Origin of the sequence: Treponema ruminis, from assembly GCF_014201975.1 — a bacterium.
Lineage (GTDB): Bacteria > Spirochaetota > Spirochaetia > Treponematales > Treponemataceae > Treponema_D > Treponema_D ruminis.
Map to the genome: position 1 here is coordinate 96,003 of NZ_JACHFQ010000004.1, position 25,714 is coordinate 121,716.

Sequence of the window (25,714 nt, forward strand, 5' to 3'; positions counted from 1 at the left end):
GGAGAGGAGCCTATGCGAAAATTTTCACGTCTTATGATTGTAATTTCCCATGAAGGTGATGAAGCGTCTTCGTTTTCAGCATCAGTCGTAGAAGTTACAAATGGTGACAATACTGTTCAGGTAGCTGATTTCGAAACTGCCCTGCATATGCTCCCCCACAAAAGCGAAGTCAATGTCATTGCCAATGGAACTGTCGGCAACATGGCGATTCACAATATCGCCCGCATAATCCGTGATAGCGGAGTTTTGGTTTCTCTGGATTTGTCTTCCGTTAGGGAACTCAACAAAGTTTATGACAGCCCCTTCAAGGACAACCAGAATTTAATCAGCATAAACTTCCCGCAGAACATTACTTCCATCAATAATCAGGCTTTTGCCGGCTGCAAGAATCTTGAGCACATTTCGATTCCGGCCAGCGTACAAAAAATCGGAGCCAAGGCCTTTGACGGATGTGAAAAGCTGGTCGTCCTCGAATTTACCGATCCTTCAGGCTGGTATTTCAAAAAGGAAAACGGCGATATTGTGCCTGTTTCAAACGTCAACAACGCCGAGGACAATCCCTACCGCTTTACGCTGCCGTCAAGTCCCTACAGGAATTTTGAGCTGCAAAAGGTTTCAGATGCTCAGCGTGCCAATGTAGTTTAAAAGAGCTTCTGCCAGGTTTCCGTTTTCGTGGAGTTTTCTCGCAAAATCCTTAAATCCGCCGGTGTTTTTCTGATTGGCTGAGTCACAAAGCATTTGCGTGAGGGCTTCTGATTCCGTCGCCTTTTCATAGTCATTGTAATTCTGCCAGAATCCTTCGACTGGAGAAAAGTCCTGGGGAGCAAAATATGGCCGCATTCGCTCGATAAGGGCATTTACCTTTACCAGCTGGTAGTTTTCGTCCTGCTTGTAAGCCTGCCAGATGTATGGAAGACCTGTAAGGGCGGCGCGTGCAAGGGAATCTTCTCCGCGGACAAAAAGAAAGTCCATCTGAGTGATGAAATAGTCGAATTCTTCCTGCTGCATGAAGGGAACTTTTTCCAGTTTGAAAGGCGTGCCAGCCTTTTTCCAGCTTTCCTCAAAGGGAGCGCATGATTTTCCCTCTGCGGCAAAGACCGTGACTGAAAAATCCGGCTTTCTCTCCCGCATCTTTTCCTGAAAGTCAGCTATTCCCTTTACGACGGATGTGCAGTCGTCTTCGTAGGCAAAGAAGAAAATCTTAAATTCTGAGCGGGCTAGGGTATGAAGCCCCGAAGTAGCCGTAAGGCTATGAGCGTTAGCGAAGGGCGTAAGGCCCGACGGCGAAGCCGAAGCCCCCGTAAAATCTTCTATTTTATTGATGATGAGCCCTGCCGTTTTGTCCGTGAAGCCCGGCATGAAAAAGACCTTCTTGATGTTTGCCTTTCTGGTGCCGCTTTTTAAAAGATGGAACTCGTCGGCGTAATCTTCGGCCGTGAGGTAGTCAATCTGGATAATCTGAACCGTGCGTGTAAAATCGTCTGCAAAAAGAAGGTCCTCAAGCCAGTCGGGACGACCGCACTGAAAGCACTCCAGGATAATTGAAAAGTCCTCAGTGCTGACTGGTGATTGCGTAAGGTTCCAGTCTATGATTTTCCAGGTGGAATTTTTGTATTTGAAATCCTGAACCGTCTTTTCGGGATCAATCTGGCTTGCCATTTTGTGAAAACTTTCGAGGTTGCTTACGATCAGAGTGAGTTCAAGGCCGGCTCTCAGGTCTGAGAGGGCGCGGGCCAGGCGGTAAACGACTCCGATGTCGCCGAAATTGTCAACGACCTTGCATAAAATCATGATTTTGTTTTTGTCGCACATTTTAGTACCTTGCTCCGATTGAAATTGCCGGCTGCAGCTCTGTTTTTTCGCCCAGTCTGATTGTGCCGAAACGCGTTTTTCTTGCCGTGCTTGAAAAAGCCGCGTCGTTGTAGCCCTCGATGTGCATGTCGAAGGTTGCCGACATAAAATAATGACCTCTTCTGAGAGGCTTGTAGGCCAGAGAGAGGCGAGCCTGTGGAACAAAGTCGAATTCCCTCTCGCCGTCGACTTTTGTCCAGACGCAGCGGGCGAAAAGCTCTGTGTCGAAGAGGACACGGCCGTAAATTATGTGCTGGTGGCCGATTCCGCCTGCAAGTCCGAAAGATTTTGTCGAGTGGATTTCGCCGAGTGCCGTTCCGTAGAAGACCGGGGCTCCGATTCTGACGCCAGCGTTGAGGATTCTGTCGAAAGAAAGGGAAATTTCAGGCTCAATCATGAATTTGAAATTTTCGTTGAGGCCGAATTTTTTTACAAGTTCCTTTGCTTCTTTTCTGGAAAGTTCCTCGCAGTCAAGCTCGCTTTCATTCAGAGTCTTGGGCCCCACTTCAAATTTTAATGAACGTGACCAGGACGGCTTGAGTTTTGATTTTTCGCTTGTGCTTAAAAGCTTTCCGCTGACGTCGTACTGCTCGATTGTGTAGCTGGCTCCCGTGCGGATAAGGCTGTCCTTGTGAACAATCACGTTGAGGCTCTGGTTTGCAGGGAAGCCCAGGACATTGTGGTATGGAAGCTGCATTACGACAGCCGGCGCATTGATTGTGAAAAAGTCCGGCGCTCCGTTTATGACTTTTGCAAGCAGTTTGCCCTCATTGTCGTAAATGGCACAGTCGATTGCACCGCCGATTACGATTTCCGAGCTGCCGAGAGTGGCGAAAACTTCGTCCTCGTTCAAGGCCAGCATCCAGGAAAGATATGATTCACAGGCATGCATGTCGACAGCCGCATCTATCAGGTATTCAAATCCGTGGTCGTAGTGCTTGTTTATGTTGTAGCGGAAGGGGCGGAGAAGCAGAGGAAGTTTCTTTTCTTCTGATTCTTTTGCTGCTTTTCTGTCTTTTGGTTCGTTTGGAAAGGCAAAGTCCAGGCCAACGCCAGCAAAAAAGTGAAGTCCGCGACCGTAATAGTTGCCGACATCGCTGAAAACGCCTGTGAGGACTCTGGCAGCCTGAACCGGCAGAAATGGTCCTGTCTTGAAGGGGGCGTAATCCCTGAAAAGCAGCTTTTTGTAGTATTCGTTCATGCGGGGAAGGTAGTCCCCGGAGTATTTTTCAAGGTCGCAGTTCCAGTAATTTACGATGTAGCGGGTCTGGCCGAATTTTTTCCACTGCCACTTGCCCCGGTTGGGCGGAACTGAAGGAACGGCGTCCTCTGCATTTACTATGTTCCAGATGAAGTTGTATTTTTCGTCGGAAGTGCGCTTGTCCTGACTTACGTTCGGGCTTGCGAAGGTGTAGACGAAAACTTTATTGCTTGTGATTTCCTGCTCGTCGTAAAAAATGGCTCCCAGAAGGTTTGCAATGGCAGCTCCCCGGCTGTGACCTGTAATCAGAAAATATGAGTCTTCTTTTGAAATTGAGTTTTCTTCCAGGAACCTGTAAAAATCGGCTTTTATGATTTCGCAGGTTGAAAGAAAGCCCTCGTGAATCACTACGTTTTCCTTTGACGAATTGCTGATGTTGATGTTTGAGTGCCATTCGTTTGCACTGAGGGGGGTGCCGCGGATTATAAGGAATACGAGTTTTTTTGTGCCGGCCGCAGTCTGAATGTCCTTGAAGGCAAAACTGTAGGCGGCCTGATTGTCCTTATCAACGTGGTTCTTGTAGTCCAGATTGTAGTTCCAGTAGATGTTGCTTTTTTTGAAGCCCAGAACTTCGTAGCTTTTCAGCATTTCGTTTGAATCAGGATTTTCGTCGACGTGGACATAGGAAATCGTAGAAAGCATTGCTGAAAGGCGGGCAATCTGGTGGTTGTAGGCATGGGGATTGCTTGTGACAAAAGTATTTTCATCCCACTCCAAATCGACTGGAACCGGCTCCTTTACCGACATCATAAGTCCGTTCACAGGGAAAGTGACTTTGCGGGCATGTGCAGAAAAAGCACAGAGGGAGAGGATGATTGAAGTGGTGAGACAGAGTTTTTTCTTAAGTGGCATCTTTATAATGAAGATTCCTGCATGTCTGAAAGGGAAGCTGAGCTGCGGTTTTGGCTGGAGTCCTTTCCATCGAGGGTAACTTTGATTTTTTTTGAATTCACCTTCGCGGAAGACTGTGACCGTAACCGTGTCGCCCGGGCGTTTTGATTCCAAAGCGCTTGTGTAGTCTGCGTAAGTTCTTACAGTGATGTTGTCGATTCCGGTGATGATGTCTCCGCCCAGGTAAATCGTAGTCGGGTTGAAGCGGCTTCCGTACTGGACCTGCTCAGTTCCGCCTAGGATTCCTGATTTTTCGGTTGATGATCCGCGCTCTACTTCGCTGACAAGAATTCCGTAGTTGATTGAAAGACCTGCGTAGCGGGCGATTGATGAAGTCATCTGAACCGGAGCGATTTTGAGGACTCCGCGGTTGACTTTTCGGTATTTGATGAGGTCGTCTACAACGCGGCGGGCCGTGCTTACAGGAACTGCAAAGCCGATTCCTGCAGAACTGCCTGAGTTTGAGATAATCATCGTGTTGATTCCGACCATCTTGCCGTTTGTGTCGAGAAGGGGTCCGCCTGAGTTGCCCGGATTGATTGCGGCGTCAGTCTGAATCATGTTGCGGATGATGACGTTTGTGCTTTCCTGAATCGGGCGGCCGAGACCTGAAATGATGCCGGTTGTCATGGTGCGCTCAAGGGCGAAGGGGTTTCCGATTGCGATTACCTTCTGTCCGACCTTGAGGTTGTTTGAGTTTCCGAAATCAATTGTCTTGAGGGTAACGTTATCCGGCGGATTGAATTTGATTACGGCGATGTCGCTTTCAACGTCCTTTCCGATGACGATTCCCTCGTAAGAAGTGCCGTCGTAAAGGGAGATGTTGATTTTGCTTGCGTTTGAAATGACGTGTACGTTTGTGACGACGTAGCCCCGTTTATCGATGATTGAGCCGGAACCCGAGCCGCCTTCCTGAACGACTGGTTCCAAGAACCAGTTGATTCCCATAACCTGGGTTGTGATGTTTACGACGGCTTCGTTACACTTTTCGTAGACTGAAATGTTCTGCTGCTCGTCCTGGGTGTAGGGTGAGTCGTAAGTTTTTGCCACCTGGACAGGCTTTTCTTCGATAAAATGTGAGGAAGGAGAGTCTGCGCTTGAGATAATCTCTGAAACTTCCTCGGCGGCTGCCTTGGTCTCAGAAACTTCTGCCTGGGATGTTGCTTCCTCAGTCTTTTCCTGGGGCTTTTGGCGGCTTAAAGAAAGATGACCGAAAGTTGAAAATATTGCTCCTGCAGCAGCCCCGATCAGGGCTGTTTTTATTAGCTGTGAGCGTGAATAAAGCTTCATTGAATGTCTCCGATTGACTGGTCGGCTGCTGTTGAAACTTCCGGCTCAGCCTCTGCTTTTGGCTCTTCTGCCTGAGAAGTAGCTTTTGCCTCTGACTGGGCATTTGCCCTTGCCTCAAGCTTCTTTTTTGTTTCTTCGTTGGGCTCAAGTTCGATGTAGAAGGTCTTTTCCTTGCCCCGCTCAACGTAAACGAATTTTTCCTGGTAATCGTAGCCTTCCTTGTCGGCTCGAAGAAGATAGAATCCTTCGACAAGATTAAGCAGGCTGAGTTTTGAATATCCCTGGAATTCGTGGTTGAGGGAAATCCTGCAATTTTTAACGTTTGTCTTGAAAATCACTTTTGTGCGTGAACTTTCGATATCCCTGACTTCTTCCGGCTCCAGGTTTGGAATGATTGCAAATGCGTCCTGTGAATCACTTCCTGCCTGTGAAGAATCTGCCACCTGCTGGGCAAAAAGCGGGGAGAATGACAAAAATGTAATAAGACCAAAAATAAAAATGCTTCGTTTCATATCTTCTATAATAACGCAAAACAAATCTTCTCACAATAAATCGAAGAGCTTTTCTTCGTCCATGTAGTCATGTTCCAGAAAACTGAAATATCTGTTTTTGGTTATGATTATATGGTCGAGCAGGGAAATTCCTAAAATCTCCGCCGCCTGATAAAGCCTTATCGTCGTATGCAGGTCTTCTTTTGAGGGCTCAGGATTTTGAGAAGGGTGATTGTGGCTTATGACGACTGCCGATGCGTGCTCCTTTACCGCTTCCGAAAAAACTTCCGCCGGACTGATGACAGCCATGTTGCCGCATCCCGTGCAGACGACCCGGATTGAAATTATTTCCCTGGCTCCGTTCAGGCTTATGCAGAGGAAGTGCTCCTGCTTCTGCATGGCGTAATTCTGAATGTAGGGAACTATGTCCGCCGGGCTTGAAAGGGCTGCCTGAGGATTCCTGTTGCATCTTTTGCCGAATTCCAGAGCCGCCGCAATCATAAGCGCCTTGGATTTTCCCATTCCCTTTATGGTCATGAGGTTGTCCAGCAGGTTTTCATCGTTGGACGACATTACGATTGAAAGCACTTCTTTTGCCAGTTCCCTGATGGGCCTGTCCTTTGTTCCGCTTCCAAGAATAAGCATGATAAGCTCCGCCTCGCTGGGATAGGATAGTCCGTGCTTTAGTGCCAGCTCGCGGATTTCGAGTTTTTCTTCAAGGGCTGCTGAATCCGGGAATTTAATTAAATCATTCATTTTTCTGTCCTCTCTTTTTTCACTATATATATAGGAAAAATTTTTGCGTTTTCGGCAATGCAAATCGAAAATTCTTCAAAAAAAATGAAAAAAATCACAAATTTTTTTGAAAAGCCGATAATTTGAGCATGGAAAAATCAATTTTTAAAAATCAAGGTAAGGCTTTATGCTTTAAGAGGGCTTTTTCCATCTTTTTGGGATTGGCCCTCATTTCTTCAGTTTTCTTTTCCTGCGTGACTCCCCCTGTCCGGGAAGAATGTTCGCGTGAACTTTTGGGAAGCGGAATCAAGAATCAGGAGCAGCTTGTAAAATTCTTCATGAACCACAAGCCTGATTCGGATAAAGAAAAAGTTGAGAGACTGGCGGGCTTTTACATTGAGGAAGCCGCAATCGAAGGAATCAATTCGGATGTGGCCTTTGTTCAGATGTGCCATGAGACAGGCTTTCTGGGTTTTGGAAATCTTGTTCTGCCTGAAATGAATAATTTTTGCGGACTGGGGGCAATGGATGCTGAGCACCCCGGAGAATATTTTGAAAGCGAGCAGATTGGCGTGCGTGCCCATATCCAGCACTTGCAGGCCTATGCCACTACGGTTGATGTTGAATTGAATCAGGAACTTGTTGACCCGCGATACAGCTGGCCACATAAAGTAAAGCTCGCCCATACCGTCCACGACCTTGCCAAAAACTGGGCTACAGACCCGGATTATGGAATCAAACTGGACGCACTTCTGAGCGAGCTTGGTGGATTCTAATTTTTATTTAATCAGCCGGATGTTATCGATATAAATGTGCGATTCCTTGTTGTATTCCATCCAGTTGTCGCAGTTTATTGAAATTCGGCGGACGTCGCTCAGAAAACTTGTGAATTCACGGAAATCGTAAACGACTGTGTGGACTCCCTTTCCAAGCTGGTAGCTCTGAGGCGGCTGGCACCACTTCCATTCATTCGTTGCCTGCAGGACAGCGTAAATGTTGTAGGTGTAGTCTTCCGGATTGTAGATGTCCACGGCCAGATATTTTGTACCGCTCAAATCGTTTGTGCCGTCATAAAACCATGAGGCTGATTTTGATGAACCAGGCCCCATGGCTTCCATCGTGAGCTCAAGGGAGTGGCGTCCTTCTGAAGCCCAGTCCATCGAGAGGTTAGCTCCGTTGGAAATTTTGTGGGGGCCGTACTGGTCATAGTCAAATCCTGCCCAAATCCAGTAATTTCCCTTTTCAAATCCGTCAAAAAGCTCTACCGGGCCTTTCGGAAGTTCCACATTTACCTGAGAAAATGCCGAAAAAGCACAAAGAGCCAGTATAGTCATGCCAAGAAATAATTTTTTCATAAAATCGCCTCCGTCTACTCAACCTTGAACTTGTTCATTGCTTCCTGAAGTTTTGCAATGCTGTTTACGTTCATTTCTACACAATGCTGGGCCTTCTTTGAGAATTCGCCGATCGCATCAGTCTTTTCCGTCATGTTCTTTACGTTTGTATTGACGTCCGTAGTCATGTTTGCGATTGAATCCATTTCGAAAGAAACCTGTCTGCTGCCTTCCATCATCTGGTCTGAGTCGTTCTTGACGCTGCCTGTGATGGTGTTGATTGTGTGGATGAGGTCGAGAACCTGTTCGCTTCCCTTGTTCTGTTCCTTCATTGCCTCGACGATTACGTGTTCCTGCTCGCTGACTGTTTTTGTAAGCCCGAAGATGCTGTTGAACTGGTCCTGAACCGTCTTTGTTGATTTTGTGACTTCATCGATGAGGTTTGAAACTTCCATAAGCTCATTCTGGATTTTTGTACCCTGAGAACTTGATTCTTCGGCAAGTTTTCGAATTTCACCAGCTACGACTGCAAAGCCCTGACCGCTGTCACCAGCATGTGCCGCTTCGATAGCCGCATTCATTGCAAGAAGGTTGGTCTGGCTAGCAATCTTTTTGATTACGATAGATGCTTCCTGCAAATTCTTTGAGCGGGCCTGAATTTTTGCGGAAAGGTCTGCCGTGTTGTTGATGAGGGCCTGACCGGATTCAGAAGCCTGCTCCAGAGAGGTGATTGACTGGCGGTTGTTTTCGAGGATTGTCGTTACGTTTCGGATGTTTGCCGTCATTTCCTCGACTGCCGCAGAAGAATCATTTACGCTTGAAGCCTGAACTTCGATATTCTCGTTGAGCTTTTTGATGTTCTTTACAATCTGCTCGACGACTGAGCGGGCTTCCTCAACACCAGCCGCATGTTCCTGCATCTGATTCTGGATTGACTGAATGCTTGAAGTGATGTCAGTGACGGCCATTGAAGTCTGGGCCATTGAGTCATTGAGCTCGTTACCGATTCCGTGCATTTCTGCGCTTGAATCCTTGGCTTCTTTAATAGAAGAAGAAAGTTTGTCCATCGTTTTGTTGAAGCTTTCGCACATGGCTCCGATTTCGTTGGCCTGATTTGAGTGCAGGCGTACCGTCATGTCACCGTCGCCCTCGCTGATGTTCTGAAGGGCGTTTACCGTAGTTTTGAGTGGATTGGTGATTTTTGAAACGACGAGATAAACGATTGCCATTACGATGATAATCTGAAGTACAAATGCGAATACGATGTTCCAGATTGTGCGCCAGGCGCTTTCGTCCATTACTTTGAGAGGCGTGATTGAAACGAAGTACCAGTATGAGCCTGAACGGTCAACCTGAGTCTTAACGACAGTTATAAACATGTTTGTGTTATTGACTTTTGCCGTAAAGTGCTTTGTTGAAGGATCTAAGGTTCCGCTTTCTGGATCCCGGCTTTCAAAAAAGTCCTTGTAATCTGAGAAAAGGCCGCTTTTTGAGCCGACTGAGCTTCCATCGCTGGAAGCAAGAACTACGCCAGTTGAAGTGAGGAACTGGCAGTTTGTCTTTTTGTAGATTGAAGATCCGTCCATCATGCTTTCAAGGCCTGAAAGTACGATGTCGATTCCGGCTATACCAGTGCGCTGGCCCAGAGAGTTCTGAATCGGTGAGAAAACTTTTGCACTGAGGACTCGCTCTCCGTCGAGAGTTGTGATGCTAGGCTCGTTGATGAAGGTGATTGCCGCATCAGTGTATTCTTTTATTTCCTGAGAGGTGAATTCAGTGACGATATCGTTTTTGATTCGGCCGTTTTTGTCGCGGATGTAGTGGACTTTGAACTGACCTGTCGGATTGTCCTTGCTGTCAGCTCGTCTTTCGTCCTTGTGGTCGAACATATTTGGAATCCAGTAGGCCCATGCTGAATTAATCGTAGACGATTTGACCATTGCGCGGACTTCCTGTTCGATTGAAGTTGAGCGCTGCTTTTCCGGAATTGCCCATGAACCGCCCAAGAGACCTGCAAAAGCCTCGGCAGAATAAACCATTTCCGTCATTTTCTTTTCGACTGAATTGCTTTTGTTTTCAGTAAGAGTGACGATACTTGTTGTAATCTGCTCTTTGTTGCTGTTAAGAACCGTCTTGCCAATCATGAATGTCATAAAAAGTGAAATGACAACCATGGCAATACCCAGCGAAAGGATAAGGCTCATCCTTATTGATTTGAATGAAAACTTGCGCTTGCTCATTCTTCCTCCAGAAAAAGATATAAAAAACGACGATTTTTAAATGGGGAAGTAAACGCTAAAGATGTGGATAAAATGTACTAAAATTATCTTATAGAATTTGCAGATTGTAAAGGTTGATTTTTACTAAAAATATCAAATTTTTGTCATGAAAGGGGGGAACCCAAACCATGCTTACGCATGGTTTGGGTTAACTGTTATTTTACGACGACGTTAACCAATTTGCATGAATGGCTACGCCATTCTAACGAGAATTTTACTTGCGTAAAATTCTCGCTGGATTATTTTACAACAACGTTGACTAATTTGCCCGGTACAACAATTATTTTACTAACTGTCTTTCCTTCGGTGAACTTTTTGAAGCCTTCGGTTTCTTTTGCCATTGCTTCGAGGGTTGCGTTGTCTGTGTTTGCGGCGGCTTCGAATTTTGCACGGAGCTTACCGTTAATCATGACAGGGAACTCTTTTGTGTCGTCCTTGCAGAACTCTTCGCTGAACTCAGGCCATTTTGCGTAAGCACAGCTTTCCTTGTGGCCGAGTTTTTCCCAGAGCTCTTCGCCCAAGTGAGGAGCGTATGGTGAAAGCAGGAGAACGAATCCTTCCCACATTTCGCGAGGGAGTGAATCGAACTTGCTAGCTTCGTTTACGAAAATCATCATCTGAGAAATTGCAACGTTGAAGTCGAGGTTGTTTGTGTCCTCTGTGACTTTCTTGACTGTCTTTGCGTAAGTCTTGCGCAAGGCAGCCAGGTCTTTGTCGAGTTTTCCCTTGATGTCGACGTCTGTCATCGGCTTGTCGCTCAAAGTCCAGATTTTATCGAGGAAGCGGTTTACGCCGATCAAGCCCTGTGTGTTCCAAGGTTTTGAAACAGTGAGCGGTCCCATGAACATTTCGTACATGCGCACAGAGTCTGCGCCGTAGTTTTTGATCATTTCGTCAGGGTTTACGACGTTCTTGAGTGACTTAGACATCTTTGCGATTACGCGCTCAAGCTCTTCGCCGTCTTCTGTTGAATAGAATTTGCCGTCCTTTTCTTCGACCATGTCAACTGCAACGAGGGACTTGTTCTTTCTCTGGAAAGCGAAAGAAGTAATCATGCCCTGGTTGATGAGGCGCTGGAAAGGCTCTTTTGTTGAGACAACTCCCAAATCGTAAAGAACCTTGTGCCAGAAACGTGCATAGAGAAGGTGCAAAACTGCGTGCTCAGCACCACCAACGTAGAGGTCAACCGGCATCCAGTAGCTTTCCTTTGCCTTGTCAGCAAAGCATTTTGTATTTGTCGGGTCGATGTAGCGGAGGTAATACCAGCAAGAACCTGCCCACTGAGGCATTGTGTTTGTCTCGCGGCGTGCATCTTTTCCGCATTTAGGACACTTGCAGTTAACCCAAGAATCGATTCCTGCCAGTGGAGATTCGCCTGTACCTGTCGGCTGATAAGTTTTGACGTTTGGCAATTCAAGAGGAAGCTCTTCTTCCGGGATTGGAACGATGCCGCAGTCAGGACAGTGAACTAGAGGAATAGGCTCACCCCAGTATCGCTGGCGGCTGAATACCCAGTCGCGGAGCTTGTAGTTTACTGCCTTTTTGCCGATTCCCTTTTCGCCCAGGAATTCAAGCATTTTTGCGATAGCGTCTTTTTTGTTGAGGCCGTCCAGGAATTCTGAGTTTACGTGGATTCCGTCTTCTGTCCAAGCTTGTTTCTGAACGTCAACTTCGCTCTTGAGGACTTCGATGATTGGAAGGCCGAATTTCTTTGCGAAATCCCAGTCGCGTGTGTCGTGGGCAGGAACAGCCATGATTGCACCAGTTCCGTAAGAAATCAAAACGTAGTCTGCAATCCAGATTGGAATAAGCTTACCGTTTACAGGGTTGATTGCGTAGCTTCCTGAGAAAACGCCAGTCTTGTCTTTTGCAAGGTCAGTTCGCTCCAGGTCAGATTTTTTTGCTGCCTCGGCAACGTATTTTTCAACGGCTTCTTTCTGTTCAGCTGTTGTGAGTGTTTTTACAAGTTTGTGCTCTGGTGAAATTACCATGTATGTAGCACCGAAGAGAGTGTCACAGCGGGTTGTGTAGACTGTGAGCTTCTGGTCAGTTGGGTTTCCGTCTTTATCTGCTACGGTGAAGTTTACTTCTGCACCTTCTGAGCGACCAATCCAGTTTCTCTGCATTGCCTTAACGCTCTCTGGCCAGTCCAAGCCGTCCAAGTCTTCAAGGAGGCGGTCAGCGTAAGCTGTGATTTTCAAAATCCACTGGCGGATAACCTTGTGGGTAACCTGGGCGCCACATCGGTCACAGTGACCTTCCTTTACTTCCTCGTTGGCCAGTCCCGTGAGACAGCTAGGACACCAGTTGATTGGAGTCTGTGCCTCGTAAGCCAGGCCTCTTTTGAAGAGCTGGAGGAAAATCCACTGAGTCCATTTGTAGTAATCCGGAGTACATGTGCGGATTTCGCGGTCCCAGTCATAAGAGAAACCGAGGGCTTTAATCTGCTGAGTAAAGTGCTCGATGTTTGCGTTTGTTGTAGTTGCAGGGTGAGTTCCTGTCTTGATTGCGTAGTTTTCTGCAGGAAGACCGAAAGCGTCGTATCCCATCGGATGAAGGACATTGTAACCCTTCATGCGCAAGAAGCGGCAGTAGATGTCAGTTGCGGTGTAGCCTTCCGGATGACCTACATGAAGGCCGGCTCCTGAAGGATATGGGAACATATCTAGAACATAGCGTCGTTTTTCTTTTGGAATTGATTCATCTTCGACGGCACGGAAAGTCTTATGCTCGTCCCAATACTTCTGCCATTTTGGCTCAATGTTCTGAAATGGGTACATGAAAAAGCCTCTAATTTATAAAATAATATAGAGGATTCTATCAAATTTCGAAGATATTGTCGATTATTGTTCCTTAAACAAACCTTCTGAAAAAGTCACATTCGTCATCGTTGCAGATTTTTGCTTCGGCCAGGTTCATGTTTACATGGAAGACGTGTCCGATTTTGCGGTTTCCCTTGCTGCCGTAGATTTTAAGGATTGATTCGACTCCCTTGCTTTTCAGTAAATCGTACATGGGCTGGGCTTCGTATAAAAGAAAGTCTTCATGGCTCGACATAACGAAAGAGGGCGGAAAGTCAGAGGTGATGTTTGAAATGACGTCGATTTTTGAAAGAAAATTCCTGTCGGTAAAATCAGAATCTTTTTCGAAGCAGACTTTGTACATTCCGTCGTAATCATTGATTACGGCCTTTTTTGTATCATAAAGTCCGCAGTTTAATCCAACTGCCCTGATTTTTATGTTTGGTAGCGTGAATCCGTATTCTTTTGCATAGTCAGGATTTGTGAAGATTGCGGAATAATGGCTTACCAGCTGACCGCCTGCAGAATCTCCCACAAGAATCAGTTTTTCCCTGTCGATAAAATATTCTTCGCCCTGTTTTTCGATGAAGGTAAGTGCCTGATTTATGTCTTCGAGGGCTGAAGGAAAAAGATTTTCCGGGGCTAAGCGGTAGTTGATGTTGACGACGACAAAACCCCGTTTTGCAAGTGACATGCAGTAGAATTTGTAGACTTCCTTGCTTCCGTAGACCCAGGCGCCTCCGTGGATGTTAACGATTGCAGCCTGCTTTTCACAGGTTTCTGCGCTCATGTATATGTCGAGCAGGTTTGCTTCTCCGTGAGGACCGTATGAAATGTCGTAGTGGCATTTTAAGCCCTCCGGGACGCTGAGCTTTGAATCCCGCTTTTTGTCGCTTGAAGCCCACTTTGCTCGGATGTCGGATATTCTTTCTTCAAAAGTCAAATTTTCTTCTTTTTGCATAGCCCTTAAAGTCTACCATGAGATTAGAATTATGCAAGAAGAGATTAGAAAAGATTTGCCGCTTCTCTGGCTTTTTTGAGGGCTTTTGCCGGGACTTCCTTCATTCCCTTTGTGCCTGCCAGGCGGATTTTTTTGCTTACCTTGAAGCCTGAGTAACCCAAGATTTCCTTGAGTGCTTTTTCGGCTTTTGTCGTCTGGGCGGCAAGAATGTTAAATGGAAAGGGAGTGGTGCAGGATGTTATGATTAGGGCCTTTTTTCCTTTGTGGAGTGGAACGGGTATGTCCCACTTTGATTCTCCCATCATTACGGCAACCATTCTGTCAAAGAGGCTTTTGAGCGAGCCTGACATGTTGCCCCAGTAGACTGGAGTGCCTACGATGATTCCGTCGCATTTTTTGATTTCCTCGGCTACCTTGTGGGCATCATCTTGGGGCAGGATGCATTTGCCCTTTGACCGGCATGCCATGCATCCTATGCAGAAGTTGAATTTAATAGAAGAAACATCGATGAAAGTTACGCTGTTTCCCTTTTCGATAAGGCTTTTTTCCGCCTCATGAAGAAGACTTGAGATTTTGCCCTGCTTGCGGGGGCTTCCGTTCAGTATAAGGATATTCATGACATTTCTCCTATTGGTGTTTGACTTTAGAAATTGTGGGTCCAGCTTAAGGCAATCCGGTTGAAGAACCATTCCCTTCCGTCTGTTTTCATGAAAAGCGCATCCTCGTCCTTTTTAAGCTTTTCCGTGAATCTTCGGCGGCTTGAAAAGTTGAAGAGGCAGAAAAGTTCGTCCTTTTCGCCGAGTTTAAACTGGAAAATCGGAGTGACTGAGTGTGTGACGAAAGAACCGTCATAGTTTTTGTCAAAATCGCCGTAGTCGCTTCCTTTAAAGTGTCCTTCTGCCGCATACATGACTCCGGCCATTGAAAGGACAATCGGCATTTGATATGCGAGAAGACCGCTTGCTTCGTACTGGGCGCCGCCGACCTTGTTTTTGCTGCACTGCCACTCATAAGGCTCTCCTTTTTCAAATCCCGCGATTGACGAGTAGAAAGCCTTGAATGTGGCCAGCATTACGACATGATTCCAGTCTCCGGGGATGATGGCGCCTGTGTCGAACATGAGCATTGCCTGTCCCCAAAAGTCATAATAAGGGTGGCTGAATGTTGAAATTTCCTCGTATTCCCTTTTTCCCTGGTTGAATTCACGGATTCCGCCTAAGCCCAAATAGTTCCAGCCGAATCCGACGGAAGATCCGCCCTTTACCACAAAAAAAGGCAGGGGCTGAAAGCCAACGCTGATTTTAGGTCGGACTGAAACCGGTGTAAGCTCACATGCTCCGGAAAGAATCACGTTTGAGCTTGCAAGAAGCCAGTGCTTTCCGAGGGGGGTGTCGATTTTGTAGTCTGCATTGAAGGTCGTGCGGCACTCGACGTTGTCAAAGGCTCCTGTTATCGGGGCAAAAGTCGTGCCTTTTCCTTTTTTTGGATTTGATTCTGGATAATAGGCAAAATCCGTAACAAGCTGCATTTTGAGGGGGGAGAAATTTCCTGCTTCTTCTGCAAAGGCTGTAATTCCTGAAAGTGCGATAACTGCTGATAGAATTTTTGTAATCTTTTTCATTTTTTAACTCCTGATGCTAAAAATTATTTCTTGGGAAATGTTACCGCCGTGAGCTTTACGATTGATGTCGCTGTCGTGAGTCCTTCCGTGTCCTTGTGGATTTGACCGTCCGAACCGTCAAGAGAGCCTGTTCCTGCGAAGTTGAGCTTTACTTCCTCGCTTTCGCCTTCTGTGAGTTCCGCCTGGTATACGACTGATGGCTGACCGTTATCGCTTGAATTCTTTTTTGTGTAGAATTCGTTGTAGTCAAAGCTGAGGTTGAATTCCGCCTTTATTATGCAGGATGTGTCCTCGATTTCATCCTCGAAGATTATTCCGCCTTTTGGTGTTGCGCTTGTCACCGCATCAAGACCCAGGAATTCGTTTGCTTTTTGAGCTTCCTTTCCCTTGCGAGTGTCCTGCTTTGAAGCGTGATACCAGACCGGAAGCGACTCCGGGCGTCCTTCTGATGGTGCGAAAATCCAGTTTTTTTTACTTGCCTTTGCGGTGACGTAGAGGGTGCGGATATAGTTTCCTTCAGTGTCTTCAAGCCAGACTGCAAACTGTGGCGTGTGCCTTCCCTTCCAGTTTTCTCCGGCTCCAACTGAAATTTTGACTTCCCTTGCAAAAAGTGCAGATGTTCCAAGAATTAAGACTGCTGCTGCCGATACAATTTTTTTCATAATATTCTCCTTCGCCATTTAAGGCATTATTTTTTAAAAATTGACTTCATCCACAAATCGATGAATGAGTCCGTGAATTCCCTGCCTTTTTTCCAGTATTCAACGTCGCTTTTTTTCAACAAAACAGCTTCCGTGCAGCCCCACAAGCCTGAAATAAGCAGGGCAACGTCAAGCCGGGGATTTTCTGACTTTGCCTCACCGTTTTCGACGGCTTTTTTTAGAAGTTCTTCGCCTGTCCGGTTGCAGACGTAATATTCTTCTATTAGTTGGGGACTTACATCGTCCGCCGATTTGATTCCCTGCATGACGAGAAGGGCCCGCCTTGGATTTTCAAAGCTCCAGTCCCGGAAAGCGGAGATTGCGTTTTTTATCTGTTCCCTTGCCCTGCTGCCGTTTTTTGAGGCCGCCTTGATTCTTTCGTTGAGTTCGTAAAGGCAGTCGAGTGAAATTTCCTGAAAAAGCCTGTCCTTGTCTGTGTAGTAGTGGTAGATGGAAGTTGCGGTAATTTGGCATTCTTTTGCTATGTCCCGCATTCCAATCTGATCCGGATTTTTGTGCATGAGAAGATTCAGTGTCTTTTCCTTAATGAGCGGCTTTATGTTCGGATTTGCAGTCCTCATTTTCTTTCTCCCGTTATTATTTAACATTGATAACTTAACACTGTTAAATAATAATGTCAATACAATTTCTGAAATATATCAAAATCGACCTATTCAGATATCAAGAATTTTCTTGCCTTATAAAAATTTCACCAATATAATTGTCTGACACAATAAATTTTATCATGGAGCGTTTTATGGCACATTCAGATTCTCAGATTGAAGAACTTGTTAAGAAAATGACTTTGGAAGAAAAGTGCGGTCTTTTGAGCGGACTTGATTTCTGGCATACAAAAACTGTGGAGCGGCTCGGCGTTCCAAACATCATGGTTAGTGACGGTCCTCACGGACTTCGCAAGCAGGATCTGGCCGGCGACCATCTGGGCATGAACGACAGCATCAAGGCTGTTTGTTTCCCGGCTGCATGTGCTACGGCAAGTTCTTTTGACCGTGAAGTGCTTAAAAAACTCGGTGAAACTCTGGGCGACGAGTGTCAGGCAGAAGACGTTTCAACAATCCTGGGACCTGCAATCAACATCAAGCGTTCTCCTTTGTGCGGTCGAAACTTTGAGTATGTCAGCGAAGACCCTTACCTTGCAGGTGAGCTTTCCGCTACTTACATCAATGCGGTTCAGTCAAAGAAGGTCGGAACTTCCCTCAAGCATTTTGCCCTGAACAATCAGGAATACCGCCGCCTTACCAATTCTTCAAACTGCGACGAGCGCACGATGCGTGAAATTTACCTTCCTGCATTTGAAATTGCCGTCAAAAAGGCTCAGCCTGCTACAATCATGCACAGCTACAACCTGATTAACGGTGAATATGTAGGCGAGTGCAAGTGGCTTTTGGATCAGGTTCTCCGCCAGGAATGGGGCTTTAAGGGACTCGTAATGAGTGACTGGGGGGCCGTAAGCGACCGTGTCCGAGCCCTCGAAGCCGGATGTGACCTTGAAATGCCTGCAAGCCGCGGCGTAAACGACAAAAAGGTCCTCGAAGCCGTCAAAAAGAATCCTGAGCTTGAAAAGACTCTGGACAAAACATGCAGGCGAATTCTCCGCTGGGTATATGATTTTGAAGACAACCGCCAGAAAGGCTGCTTCGACTTTGAGGCGCACCACAAGATTGCCCGCGAAATCGAAGAAGAATCAATCGTTCTTCTCAAAAACGACGGCGTGCTCCCTCTCAATGAAGGCTCAAAAATCGCCGTTATCGGTGAGTTTGCGGAAAAACCAAGATTCCAGGGCGGCGGTTCAAGCCACATCAACACAAAGAACGTAACAAGCGCTATCTCTGCCCTCAAGGAAAAGGGAATCGCCTTTGACTATGCAAAGGGATTTTTCAGCGAGAACAGGGGCAAGAGCGAATCTGAAATCAAGGCTCTCATTGACGAAGCCTTTGCCCTTGCTCAGAAGGCAGAAACTGTCGTCGTATTCGCAGGTCTTCCTGACAGCTTTGAAAGCGAAGGCTATGACAGAAAGCACCTCGATTTGCCGGCAGAGCAGAACGAGCTTATCGAAAAAATCGCAGCTCTTGGAAAGCGTGTAATCGTCATCCTTCACAACGGTTCTCCTGTCGTCCTTCCGTGGGTTGAAAAGGTAAATGCTGTCGTTGAGGCTTATCTTGGCGGTGAGGCAGTTGGAGAGGCTGTCGTAAACGTAATTTTCGGAAAGGTAAATCCGAGCGGAAAGCTTGCCGAAACATTCCCTCTGCGCCTTGAGGACACTCCTTCTTTCACATGCTTTGCAAACGACAAGACAAATACAAACTACGGCGAAGGAATTTTCGTGGGCTACCGCTATTACGATACCCGCAAAATGAAGGTTCTCTTCCCCTTCGGACACGGACTTAGCTACACAACATTCGAATATGAGTCAGTTTCAGTGAGCAAAAAATCATTCTCTGACAATGAGACTGTCGAAGTTACAGTAAAGGTCAAGAACACAGGAAAAGTTGACGGAAAGGAAATCGTCCAGCTCTATGTTTCTGACAAAACTGCTTCTGCAAGCCGCCCTGCAAAGGAATTGAAGGGCTTTGAAAAGGTCTTCATCGCTGCTGGAAAATCTGCTGAGGTCAAATTCACTCTGGATAAGCGCAGCCTCGCATGGTACAACACAGACATTCACGACTGGTATGCCGCAAGCGGAAAATACGAGATTCTTATCGGAGCTTCAAGCCGTGACATCCGCCTGAGCGAGACTCTTGACTTTACGACAAGCCAGAAGATTCCTCTGGAAATCACGCCGGACACCTGTGCAGGCGACATCCTTCGTGACGAAAGAACCGCAAAGATTCTGCGCGACTTTACCGAGGCTCATTCTGACCAGGAAGAGGGCGAGTCTTCAAAAGAGGCTATTTCTCAGGAAATGCGTGACGAGATGTTCGACGGTCTTCCAATCCGAAACCTTCTGATGATGGGCAACAACGCAACTCAGGAAGAATTCGAGGAAATGGTTGAAAAACTGAAGAAGGCTGTAAAGTAACCGGTAAATGCCGCGCCGGGTATGAAGTGGCGCGCAGCGTTGCGGGCTTGCCCGCAATGAGCGTTAGCGAACCACGGAACACCCGCAGCCAGTTGATTGCGCCATAAATATAAAAGACATTTTTTTGAAAATACTGGTAGGATTATATCAAAGCAAATTTGTGAATTCTTTCTATAATGGTAGTTAAAGAATTAACAATAAGAGGTTATTGAAATGGCAGATATTTATGACACATTCCGTGACATCGGTATTATTCCTGTTGTCGCAATTGAAGACGCTTCTAAGGCAGCTGACCTGGCACACGCTCTCGTAAAGGGCGGACTTCCTGCTTCTGAGGTAACTTTCCGCACTGCATGTGCAGCTGAGGCTATCGAGGCAATGATTAAGGCTGAACCAAACATGCTCGTTGGTGCAGGTACTGTCCTCAACGTTGAGCAGGCTGAAAAAGCAGTTAAGGCTGGTGCAAAATTCATCGTCAGCCCAGGATACAACCCGGACGTAGTTGACTGGTGTATCAAAAACAAGGTTCCGACAATGCCTGGAATCTCAAATCCGTCAGAAATCACTGCCTGCATCAACAAGGGCGTTACACACCTCAAACTCTTCCCTGCTGAGCGCAAGGGCGGATACAAAATCATCGACGACTTTGGCGGTCCTTTCCCACAGTGTACATTCATGCCAACTGGCGGCGTAACAACAGAGAACGTCGGCGAGTATGCAAAACGCAAGAACATCCTCTGCATGGGCGGAACCTGGATGGTTAAAAAGCCACTCATCGAGGGCGAAAAATGGGACGAAATCACTCAGATTTGTAAAGATGCTGTAAAGGCAATGCACAACTTCCACATTGACCACATGGGAATCAATGCAAAGAACGAAGCTGAGGCTAAAGAAATCGCAGCACAGTTCGAACTCTTCGGATTCGCTTCAAAATTCGGCAACTCTTCAATCTTCGCTTCTGAGCAGGTTGAAATCATGAAAGAAAACGGCCGCGGAACTCACGGTCACATTTCAATGGTCTGCAACAACGTAGAGCGCGCCCTCGCATTCTTGAAGCCATATGGATTCAACCCTGTTATGGAAACAGCAAAATGGACAGGCAAAGAAAACGCTTCTCCACTCAAGGTTGTTTACCTCGACAAAGAAGTTGGCGGTTTTGCAATCCACCTCAAACGCGCATAATTTGCAGTTCTGCCGCATTCGTGCGGCTGAAACCCTATAAACAAGAAACCCTCGGCGATGAACCGAGGGCTTTTTTTATTTCTCTGACAAATCAATCAAAGTTGTTACTGGAACCGGGGAAAGGGCTTTTTCGTAGTTGAGCTCTGGGATTCCGATTACTCCGAAGAACTCCAGAACTTTGCCGCCGCCCTGTTCGATGAGGTTTTTGCTGGCATTGAGGGTGCCGCCTGTTGCGATTAGGTCATCGATTACGAGATAGCTTTTGCCCTTTTCGATATCGGCCTTGTGGGCTTCGATTGTGGCCTCGCCGTATTCAAGTGCGTAGCTTGCACTGTAAACTTCGCCTGGGAGCTTGCCCTTTTTGCGGATTAAGACGAGCGGAATTCCGAGCTTTTCTGCCAAAGGAGCTCCAAAAAGGAAACCGCGTGACTCAACTGCTGCAATTGCATCCGGCTTTTTTGCAGAATAAATTTCAACCATGCGGTCGATTGTGTGCTTGAAAGCCGGCGGGTTTGTGAGAATGCTGGTAACGTCAAAAAAAAGAATGCCAGGCTTTGGAAAGTCTGGCACCCGGCGAATTGCCTTGTCCAAGATTTCGTCTTTGTTCATAACGAGTTAGTATATCACGTTCAGCATTTATCGTCTACTTTATGGCTTTATTTCCTTACAGTACGTATGCTTCCCATTTTGAGCCTTTGCTCGCGGGTGTGGCTGAGCATCTGGCGCAGGCTTTCTGAATCTTCTTCTGTGATGTATTTTTTGAAGCGTTCAAGCTGCTTTTCGAAATTTTCGATGTGGGAAACAAGTTTTTCCTTGTTGGAAATGAAAAGCTCAGTCCAGAGGGGAGCGTTAATCATTGCGATTCGGGTGAGGTCTTCGAAAGAACCGCCGCCAAAAGCCGTGATTTCAGGGTCTTCGGCACTCTCGACAAGGGCGCTGGCGATAACGTGGCAGAGCTGGCTTGTGAAGCCGATTTTATAGTCGTGGGTATCGCATGAAGTTTCTGTGATGCGGGTGAAGCCCATTTCTGCAACCAGGCTGCGCATGAAGTCAAGGTTTTCTGCCTTGTTGAAGCTCGACGGACAGAGGATGTAGTTGTGGTTTACGAAAAATTTTGCATCGGAATTGGCATAGCCTTCCTTTTCACCGCCAGCCATTGGGTGACCGATGATGAAGTCAACGTCCGGGCGGAGAATTTCCGGCATGGATTTTTCAAAGATGCCCTTTACCCCTGAAATGTCCGTGACGATGGCGCCGGCTTTGAAGTGGTCTCGGTGCTCCTTCATGAAGTCAATGGTGGCGTGAGGGTAGAGGCAGACGAAAACGACGTCGCAGAGGGGGAGCATTTCTGCAACCCTGTCGCTGGTAAAGGTCTGGTCGGCAACGCCTTCGCTTTGTGCTTGGGAAAGACAGGCTGTGCTTCGGTTACAGACAAGAACTTTGCCGGAGCTTCCTGCCTGGCTCAAGATATTCTGACGGATGGACTTGGCGAAAGAGCCGCCCATGATGCCCAGTCCGACTATTCCATAAGTCGCTTTTTTTAATTCCATGTTCAAATTATATCATAAAATTCCATTAAAAAAAAGTGACAAATATGCTAATGTAAAGTGTCTAATAATTAACGGAGTTATTTACAGCAATGAAGACTTTAACTAACCGTGATTTTGCTGAACTGTATCAAAAGTACGGTCCCATGGTCTTGAGGCGATGCCGGGCAATCCTTAAGGATGAGGAAAAAGCCCTCGATGCCATGCAGGATGTCTTTCTTCGTATTCTTGACAGCAAATGCAAAATCAAAGATGCCTGTGCCAGCCTTTTTTATGTGACGGCGACAAGAATTTGCCTTAACAAAATCAGGTCAGACAAATTGCGTGCAGGTCCTGATTTCGAGATCATTTCCGAAACGATAGCGGACGATTTTTCAGAAATTGAACGCGACAAAATCGAGGCGGGAATTATTCTTGAAAACATTTTTGCAGGCCGGGATTCAAAAGACGCGCTAATAGCGACGATTCATTTTGTTGACGGACTCACGCTTGAAGAGACCGCCGGGCAAGTGGGAATGTCTGTATCAGGGGTCCGCAAAAGAATTGCCGAGTTAAAAAAGTATTCCATGAATTATTTGAACAGGGGGCGTATATGATTCCACAGTTGTTATTAGAAGAAATTCTCCTTGGTGAGAAAAAAGAAAAAGACTACTACGAAAAATATGGAAAGGAAGAACTCCAGGCTGCTCTTGCAGAACTTCGGGAGTCAAACGAGCAAATTCTGGCAATGTATCCGGCTGACGAGATGCAGGATAAAATCATTGAAAAGGCCTTTGCCGAAAAAAACAAGGTCAGCCAGCCTGCAAAAAAGGCTCCGGCTCCTGTCTGGAAGTTTTCTCTGGCTGCCATGCTTGCCCTGGCCCTGGCCAGCCCCCTCGTCATCAGGAATTTTTCTGGCGCAGATGAATCAGGTCTTGTAAGAATCAAGGGAAATGGTCACCATCAGATTAAGCTTTACCGTCAGAGCGGCAACGAAGCGATTATCCTCAAAAACGGGGAAGCGGCTTCTGAAAACGATTTGATTCAGATTACATATACGCCTGGCCTTTACAATTACGGCCTTATTTTCAGCGTGGATGGAAACGGAAACGTCACACGCCACTACCCGGAAAATTCATGGAAGGCTCAGAAACTTGAGAAAACCGGCGAAGAAGTGCCCCTTCCATTTTCATACTCGCTTGATAATGCTCCTGACTACGAGTGCTTTATCTTCGTGGCCTCAAAAAATGAATTTGATTTGTCCAATATCGAAAAAATCAATAAAGATTCATACAGCGTGGACTTCCTCAAAAAAGGTTCATATCTTCCAAAAGGTTGTGACGGCTCAATTTTCGTCCTGAACAAAAAATAACAAAAGGTAGGGGAGAATTCCAAAATGAAAAAATTGAAAATTGCCCTGACAGCACTGACTATATTCGTTTCATCTTCACTTTTTGCCCAGAATAATGAAAACTCGGCTTCAGGTGTAGAGCGTTATGCGATTTTCATCGGCTCAAATAATGGCGGCAAGGAGCACCAGAGGCTTTTGTATGCCGGAACAGACGCCATTGCCTTCAAGAAAACAATGTCCGAGATTGGCGGCATTCCTCAGACCAACGGAATCCTCCTGCTCGATCCGACCCGCTCTGATTTGGACGATGCCATGGAGTCAGTATCTTCAATGATAAACGCCAACAAGCATAAGTCAAAGCGCTCTGAATTTCTCTTCTATTATTCAGGACATTCTGATGAAAGTGCCCTGCTGCTGGGAAAATCAAGCTATTCATATTCAGAATTAAAGGCGGCCATTACAAATGTTCCAAGTGACGTTCACGTCGTTATCCTTGATTCATGCTATTCAGGAAATTTCATCCGAACCAAGGGCGGCCAAAAGCAAAAGCCCTTCCTCGTTGATGATTCAGCTGTCGTAAAGGGCCATGCCTATCTTTCTTCAAGCTCTTCCCAGGAATTTTCCCAGGAATCAGACGAAATCGGCTCTTCCTTCTTTACCAATGCAATGCTCACAGGCTTGCGTGGTGCTGCTGACAGTTCAGGCGATAAAAAAGTCACTTTGAACGAGCTTTATTCATATGCCTTTAGCGAGACTCTTTCAAAAACTGAGAACAGCACGGTTGGTCCCCAGCATCCAAACTATAACATCACTCTTGTAGGTTCAGGCGACCTGGTTCTTTCGGATATTTCAAATTCTGACAGTATCGTAATGCTGACTCCTGATTTGAAGGGCCGGCTGATTCTCCGCGACAAAAACGGCAAGCTGGTTTCTGAAATCAACAAGCTGAATGACAATCCCCTTTACCTGGCTCTTGAAAAAGGCGAGTACGGGGCAACCTTGATCGGAAAGGGTGCGACTTTGCAGGGCTCCTTCCAGCTTAATTCAGGAAAAATCTACGAGCTTTCACCAAATTCATTGATGCCGGTTGCGGCCGCCTTTCACCGTCTCCGTGGAGAAAATCCTGCGGATAAAAAATCTAAGGACGATGAAGAAAGCTCTCTTGCTGATGATATAATCGGCTTCCATCTGGATTTGTCGGAAGAGGAAGTCTATGTTCCTGTTGAGTTCTCCCTGATTAACAATGAACTTTCAAGGGGTTACAACAAAAGGGTAGTGACTTCATTTTCTCTGGGCTTATTGCACTCAAAAGTTTACAAGGCAAACGGAGCCATGCTGGCATTTGGCCTCAACGAGGCTGACTATATGCGTGGCCTTCAGTTCAGCTATTTTGCCAACCGCGCGGCTTATGTTGAGGGTCTTCAGTACACGTCAATTTTTAATCAGGCGGAAAATTTAAAAGGCGTTCAGGCGAGCGGAATCTTCAACGTTACGAAAGACATGATGGGCTTGCAGGCGGCAGGAATTTTTGACAGCGCCCATGATGTAGAGGGCTTACAGGCCGCAGGAATCTTTAACGTTTCCCATGATTTGACCGGTATGCAGGCGGCGGGCATCTTCAACGTGGCAAAAAAGACCAGGGGCTTTCAGGCAGCCGGCATCTTGAATAAGGCCGATGACTTTGAGGGCTTCCAGCTTGCAGGTATCGCCAACTATGCCGGGAATTTCCGTGGCTGTCAGTTGTCCGGAGTCGTAAACATTGCGAAAGATTCTCCTGACGGACTGGTTCAGATTGGCGTGGTCAATATCGCTGGCGAATACAATGGAGTTCAGCTGGGCCTTTTGAATATCTCGAAAAACGGCATTCTTGAATTCGGCCTTTCCTATACTTCAAATGACAACTTGCGCTACACCCTCAATTCGGGAGCAAAAAGCCTCTACACTGTTCTGGGTGCATCTGTCGCACGCGAAAATGCTTTCGGAAAATGGATTGATGAGGAAAAGGACGCCTTTTATATCGCAGGACTTGGCAGCCGCCTCTGTGTGGACAAATTCAATTTCGATGTTGAATGGCTGGCAAATTTCGTAACTGCCAAAAAGGATGATGCTACTATCGAAAAAGAAAAGGCAGAAGCCCGGGCAAAAGGCGATGATGAGGACGACGTTTTTGAGTACAAGACTCATTTCTTCCCGTCAGTACGCTTTTCAATCGGATTTACGCCGCTTCAGCATCTTCAGTTTTTCGGCGGCATATTGTTTGCAATTGAATACGAAAAAAATGCCGAAGCCTTTGAGCACACCGAAAACAAGCTCAAAATCGATGCCAGTGACATGAAACTCTACCCGGAAATCGATTTCGGCGTCCGTTTTTCAGTCAACTAAAAAAATCTGATGTAAAA

The 25,714-nt window shown here is 46.5% G+C and carries 21 protein-coding genes; 7 read left to right on the forward strand and 14 right to left on the reverse strand.

The window, feature by feature from the left end:
* Window positions 1–12 precede the first annotated feature (12 nt).
* Window positions 13–645, forward strand: coding sequence for a leucine-rich repeat domain-containing protein (locus tag HNP76_RS06515; RefSeq protein ID WP_184658714.1), 633 nt, complete (start codon window positions 13–15; stop codon window positions 643–645).
* Here HNP76_RS06515 and earP read toward each other — a convergent pair.
* Genes earP through HNP76_RS06535 form a run of 4 tightly spaced genes read right to left on the reverse strand, consistent with a single transcriptional unit; the run spans window position 616 to window position 6,540 of the window.
* The gene (gene earP, locus HNP76_RS06520) at window positions 616–1,812 is read right to left on the reverse strand and encodes an elongation factor P maturation arginine rhamnosyltransferase EarP (RefSeq protein WP_184658724.1); all 1,197 of its coding nucleotides are present in this window, start codon (window positions 1,810–1,812) and stop codon (window positions 616–618) included. The genes HNP76_RS06515 and earP overlap by 30 nt on opposite strands.
* 1 nt (window position 1,813) lies before the next feature.
* On the reverse strand, window positions 1,814–5,293 hold the full coding sequence (locus HNP76_RS14445; RefSeq protein WP_184658726.1) for a trypsin-like peptidase domain-containing protein: 3,480 nt from the start codon (window positions 5,291–5,293) through the stop codon (window positions 1,814–1,816).
* Window positions 5,290–5,805: a PEGA domain-containing protein gene (locus HNP76_RS06530; RefSeq protein WP_184658728.1), complete on the reverse strand. Its 516-nt coding sequence runs from the start codon at window positions 5,803–5,805 to the stop codon at window positions 5,290–5,292. Before HNP76_RS06530 ends, HNP76_RS14445 begins: the two co-directional genes overlap by 4 nt.
* A 30-nt stretch (window positions 5,806–5,835) precedes the next feature.
* Window positions 5,836–6,540 (reverse strand): JAB domain-containing protein, encoded by a 705-nt coding sequence (locus tag HNP76_RS06535; protein WP_184658730.1) that lies wholly within the window; start codon window positions 6,538–6,540, stop codon window positions 5,836–5,838.
* A 128-nt stretch (window positions 6,541–6,668) separates the two neighbouring features.
* On the opposite strand from HNP76_RS06535, the gene HNP76_RS06540 reads away from it, so the two are divergent.
* The gene (locus HNP76_RS06540) at window positions 6,669–7,295 is read left to right on the forward strand and encodes a glucosaminidase domain-containing protein (RefSeq protein ID WP_184658732.1); all 627 of its coding nucleotides are present in this window, start codon (window positions 6,669–6,671) and stop codon (window positions 7,293–7,295) included.
* 3 nt (window positions 7,296–7,298) lie between these two features.
* Here HNP76_RS06540 and HNP76_RS06545 read toward each other — a convergent pair whose 3' ends face one another.
* The 8 genes from HNP76_RS06545 to HNP76_RS06580 form a co-directional block, all read right to left on the reverse strand.
* Window positions 7,299–7,874 (reverse strand): hypothetical protein, encoded by a 576-nt coding sequence (locus tag HNP76_RS06545; RefSeq protein ID WP_184658734.1) that lies wholly within the window; start codon window positions 7,872–7,874, stop codon window positions 7,299–7,301.
* A gap of 14 nt (window positions 7,875–7,888) precedes the next feature.
* Window positions 7,889–10,093 (reverse strand): methyl-accepting chemotaxis protein, encoded by a 2,205-nt coding sequence (locus HNP76_RS06550; RefSeq protein WP_184658737.1) that lies wholly within the window; start codon window positions 10,091–10,093, stop codon window positions 7,889–7,891.
* A 278-nt stretch (window positions 10,094–10,371) separates the two neighbouring features.
* Window positions 10,372–12,912, reverse strand: coding sequence for a leucine--tRNA ligase (gene leuS, locus HNP76_RS06555; protein ID WP_184658740.1), 2,541 nt, complete (start codon window positions 12,910–12,912; stop codon window positions 10,372–10,374).
* A 73-nt stretch (window positions 12,913–12,985) separates the two neighbouring features.
* A complete protein-coding gene (locus tag HNP76_RS06560; RefSeq protein WP_184658742.1) occupies window positions 12,986–13,894 on the reverse strand; it encodes an alpha/beta hydrolase in 909 nt (302 codons plus the stop codon).
* A 44-nt stretch (window positions 13,895–13,938) separates the two neighbouring features.
* Window positions 13,939–14,511 carry a flavodoxin family protein gene (locus tag HNP76_RS06565; RefSeq protein WP_184658744.1) on the reverse strand — a complete coding sequence of 191 codons (573 nt, stop codon included), beginning with the start codon at window positions 14,509–14,511 and terminating at the stop codon, window positions 13,939–13,941.
* Window positions 14,512–14,537: 26 nt separating this feature from the next.
* Window positions 14,538–15,515 carry a hypothetical protein gene (locus HNP76_RS06570; protein WP_184658746.1) on the reverse strand — a complete coding sequence of 326 codons (978 nt, stop codon included), beginning with the start codon at window positions 15,513–15,515 and terminating at the stop codon, window positions 14,538–14,540.
* 23 nt (window positions 15,516–15,538) lie between these two features.
* Window positions 15,539–16,177, reverse strand: coding sequence for a DUF2271 domain-containing protein (locus HNP76_RS06575; RefSeq protein ID WP_184658748.1), 639 nt, complete (start codon window positions 16,175–16,177; stop codon window positions 15,539–15,541).
* Window positions 16,178–16,203: 26 nt separating this feature from the next.
* Window positions 16,204–16,797 (reverse strand): TetR/AcrR family transcriptional regulator, encoded by a 594-nt coding sequence (locus HNP76_RS06580; RefSeq protein ID WP_184658750.1) that lies wholly within the window; start codon window positions 16,795–16,797, stop codon window positions 16,204–16,206.
* A 176-nt stretch (window positions 16,798–16,973) separates the two neighbouring features.
* On the opposite strand from HNP76_RS06580, the gene HNP76_RS06585 reads away from it, so the two are divergent.
* Window positions 16,974–19,256 carry a glycoside hydrolase family 3 C-terminal domain-containing protein gene (locus HNP76_RS06585; RefSeq protein ID WP_184658752.1) on the forward strand — a complete coding sequence of 761 codons (2,283 nt, stop codon included), beginning with the start codon at window positions 16,974–16,976 and terminating at the stop codon, window positions 19,254–19,256.
* Between the two features lie 213 nt (window positions 19,257–19,469).
* Entirely contained in the window at window positions 19,470–20,438 is a 969-nt protein-coding gene (eda, locus tag HNP76_RS06590) for a bifunctional 4-hydroxy-2-oxoglutarate aldolase/2-dehydro-3-deoxy-phosphogluconate aldolase (RefSeq protein WP_184658754.1), read from the forward strand.
* A 75-nt stretch (window positions 20,439–20,513) separates the two neighbouring features.
* Here eda and HNP76_RS06595 read toward each other — a convergent pair whose 3' ends face one another.
* Both HNP76_RS06595 and HNP76_RS06600 read right to left on the reverse strand, forming a co-directional pair.
* Window positions 20,514–21,047 (reverse strand): adenine phosphoribosyltransferase, encoded by a 534-nt coding sequence (locus HNP76_RS06595; protein ID WP_184658756.1) that lies wholly within the window; start codon window positions 21,045–21,047, stop codon window positions 20,514–20,516.
* A 47-nt stretch (window positions 21,048–21,094) separates the two neighbouring features.
* Window positions 21,095–21,988: a prephenate dehydrogenase gene (locus HNP76_RS06600; RefSeq protein WP_184658758.1), complete on the reverse strand. Its 894-nt coding sequence runs from the start codon at window positions 21,986–21,988 to the stop codon at window positions 21,095–21,097.
* Between the two features lie 89 nt (window positions 21,989–22,077).
* Here HNP76_RS06600 and HNP76_RS06605 point away from each other — a divergent pair, with 89 nt between their 5' ends.
* From HNP76_RS06605 to HNP76_RS06615, 3 genes are read left to right on the forward strand one after another with little or no spacing between them, the layout of a single operon-like run.
* Window positions 22,078–22,581, forward strand: coding sequence for an RNA polymerase sigma factor (locus tag HNP76_RS06605; RefSeq protein WP_184658760.1), 504 nt, complete (start codon window positions 22,078–22,080; stop codon window positions 22,579–22,581).
* Window positions 22,578–23,336, forward strand: a complete 759-nt coding sequence (locus HNP76_RS06610; protein WP_184658762.1) for a hypothetical protein — start codon at window positions 22,578–22,580, stop codon at window positions 23,334–23,336. The genes HNP76_RS06605 and HNP76_RS06610 overlap by 4 nt, the downstream gene beginning before the upstream one ends.
* A gap of 24 nt (window positions 23,337–23,360) precedes the next feature.
* Complete coding sequence (locus HNP76_RS06615; protein WP_184658764.1) at window positions 23,361–25,697, forward strand: caspase family protein; 2,337 nt, start codon at window positions 23,361–23,363, stop codon at window positions 25,695–25,697.
* Window positions 25,698–25,714: the final 17 nt, after the last annotated feature.

Excerpts from the sequence above, each read along its gene's own strand:
- HNP76_RS06515 (WP_184658714.1), top strand. The coding sequence starts at position 13 with ATGCGAAAATTTTCACGTCTTATGATTGTAATTTCCCATGAAGGTGAT.
- earP (WP_184658724.1), bottom strand. The coding sequence starts at position 1,812 with ATGTGCGACAAAAACAAAATCATGATTTTATGCAAGGTCGTTGACAAT.
- HNP76_RS14445 (WP_184658726.1), bottom strand. The coding sequence starts at position 5,293 with ATGAAGCTTTATTCACGCTCACAGCTAATAAAAACAGCCCTGATCGGG.
- HNP76_RS06530 (WP_184658728.1), bottom strand. The coding sequence starts at position 5,805 with ATGAAACGAAGCATTTTTATTTTTGGTCTTATTACATTTTTGTCATTC.
- HNP76_RS06535 (WP_184658730.1), bottom strand. The coding sequence starts at position 6,540 with ATGAATGATTTAATTAAATTCCCGGATTCAGCAGCCCTTGAAGAAAAA.
- HNP76_RS06540 (WP_184658732.1), top strand. The coding sequence starts at position 6,669 with ATGGAAAAATCAATTTTTAAAAATCAAGGTAAGGCTTTATGCTTTAAG.
- HNP76_RS06545 (WP_184658734.1), bottom strand. The coding sequence starts at position 7,874 with ATGAAAAAATTATTTCTTGGCATGACTATACTGGCTCTTTGTGCTTTT.
- HNP76_RS06550 (WP_184658737.1), bottom strand. The coding sequence starts at position 10,093 with ATGAGCAAGCGCAAGTTTTCATTCAAATCAATAAGGATGAGCCTTATC.
- leuS (WP_184658740.1), bottom strand. The coding sequence starts at position 12,912 with ATGTACCCATTTCAGAACATTGAGCCAAAATGGCAGAAGTATTGGGAC.
- HNP76_RS06560 (WP_184658742.1), bottom strand. The coding sequence starts at position 13,894 with ATGCAAAAAGAAGAAAATTTGACTTTTGAAGAAAGAATATCCGACATC.
- HNP76_RS06565 (WP_184658744.1), bottom strand. The coding sequence starts at position 14,511 with ATGAATATCCTTATACTGAACGGAAGCCCCCGCAAGCAGGGCAAAATC.
- HNP76_RS06570 (WP_184658746.1), bottom strand. The coding sequence starts at position 15,515 with ATGAAAAAGATTACAAAAATTCTATCAGCAGTTATCGCACTTTCAGGA.
- HNP76_RS06575 (WP_184658748.1), bottom strand. The coding sequence starts at position 16,177 with ATGAAAAAAATTGTATCGGCAGCAGCAGTCTTAATTCTTGGAACATCT.
- HNP76_RS06580 (WP_184658750.1), bottom strand. The coding sequence starts at position 16,797 with ATGAGGACTGCAAATCCGAACATAAAGCCGCTCATTAAGGAAAAGACA.
- HNP76_RS06585 (WP_184658752.1), top strand. The coding sequence starts at position 16,974 with ATGGCACATTCAGATTCTCAGATTGAAGAACTTGTTAAGAAAATGACT.
- eda (WP_184658754.1), top strand. The coding sequence starts at position 19,470 with ATGGCAGATATTTATGACACATTCCGTGACATCGGTATTATTCCTGTT.
- HNP76_RS06595 (WP_184658756.1), bottom strand. The coding sequence starts at position 21,047 with ATGAACAAAGACGAAATCTTGGACAAGGCAATTCGCCGGGTGCCAGAC.
- HNP76_RS06600 (WP_184658758.1), bottom strand. The coding sequence starts at position 21,988 with ATGGAATTAAAAAAAGCGACTTATGGAATAGTCGGACTGGGCATCATG.
- HNP76_RS06605 (WP_184658760.1), top strand. The coding sequence starts at position 22,078 with ATGAAGACTTTAACTAACCGTGATTTTGCTGAACTGTATCAAAAGTAC.
- HNP76_RS06610 (WP_184658762.1), top strand. The coding sequence starts at position 22,578 with ATGATTCCACAGTTGTTATTAGAAGAAATTCTCCTTGGTGAGAAAAAA.
- HNP76_RS06615 (WP_184658764.1), top strand. The coding sequence starts at position 23,361 with ATGAAAAAATTGAAAATTGCCCTGACAGCACTGACTATATTCGTTTCA.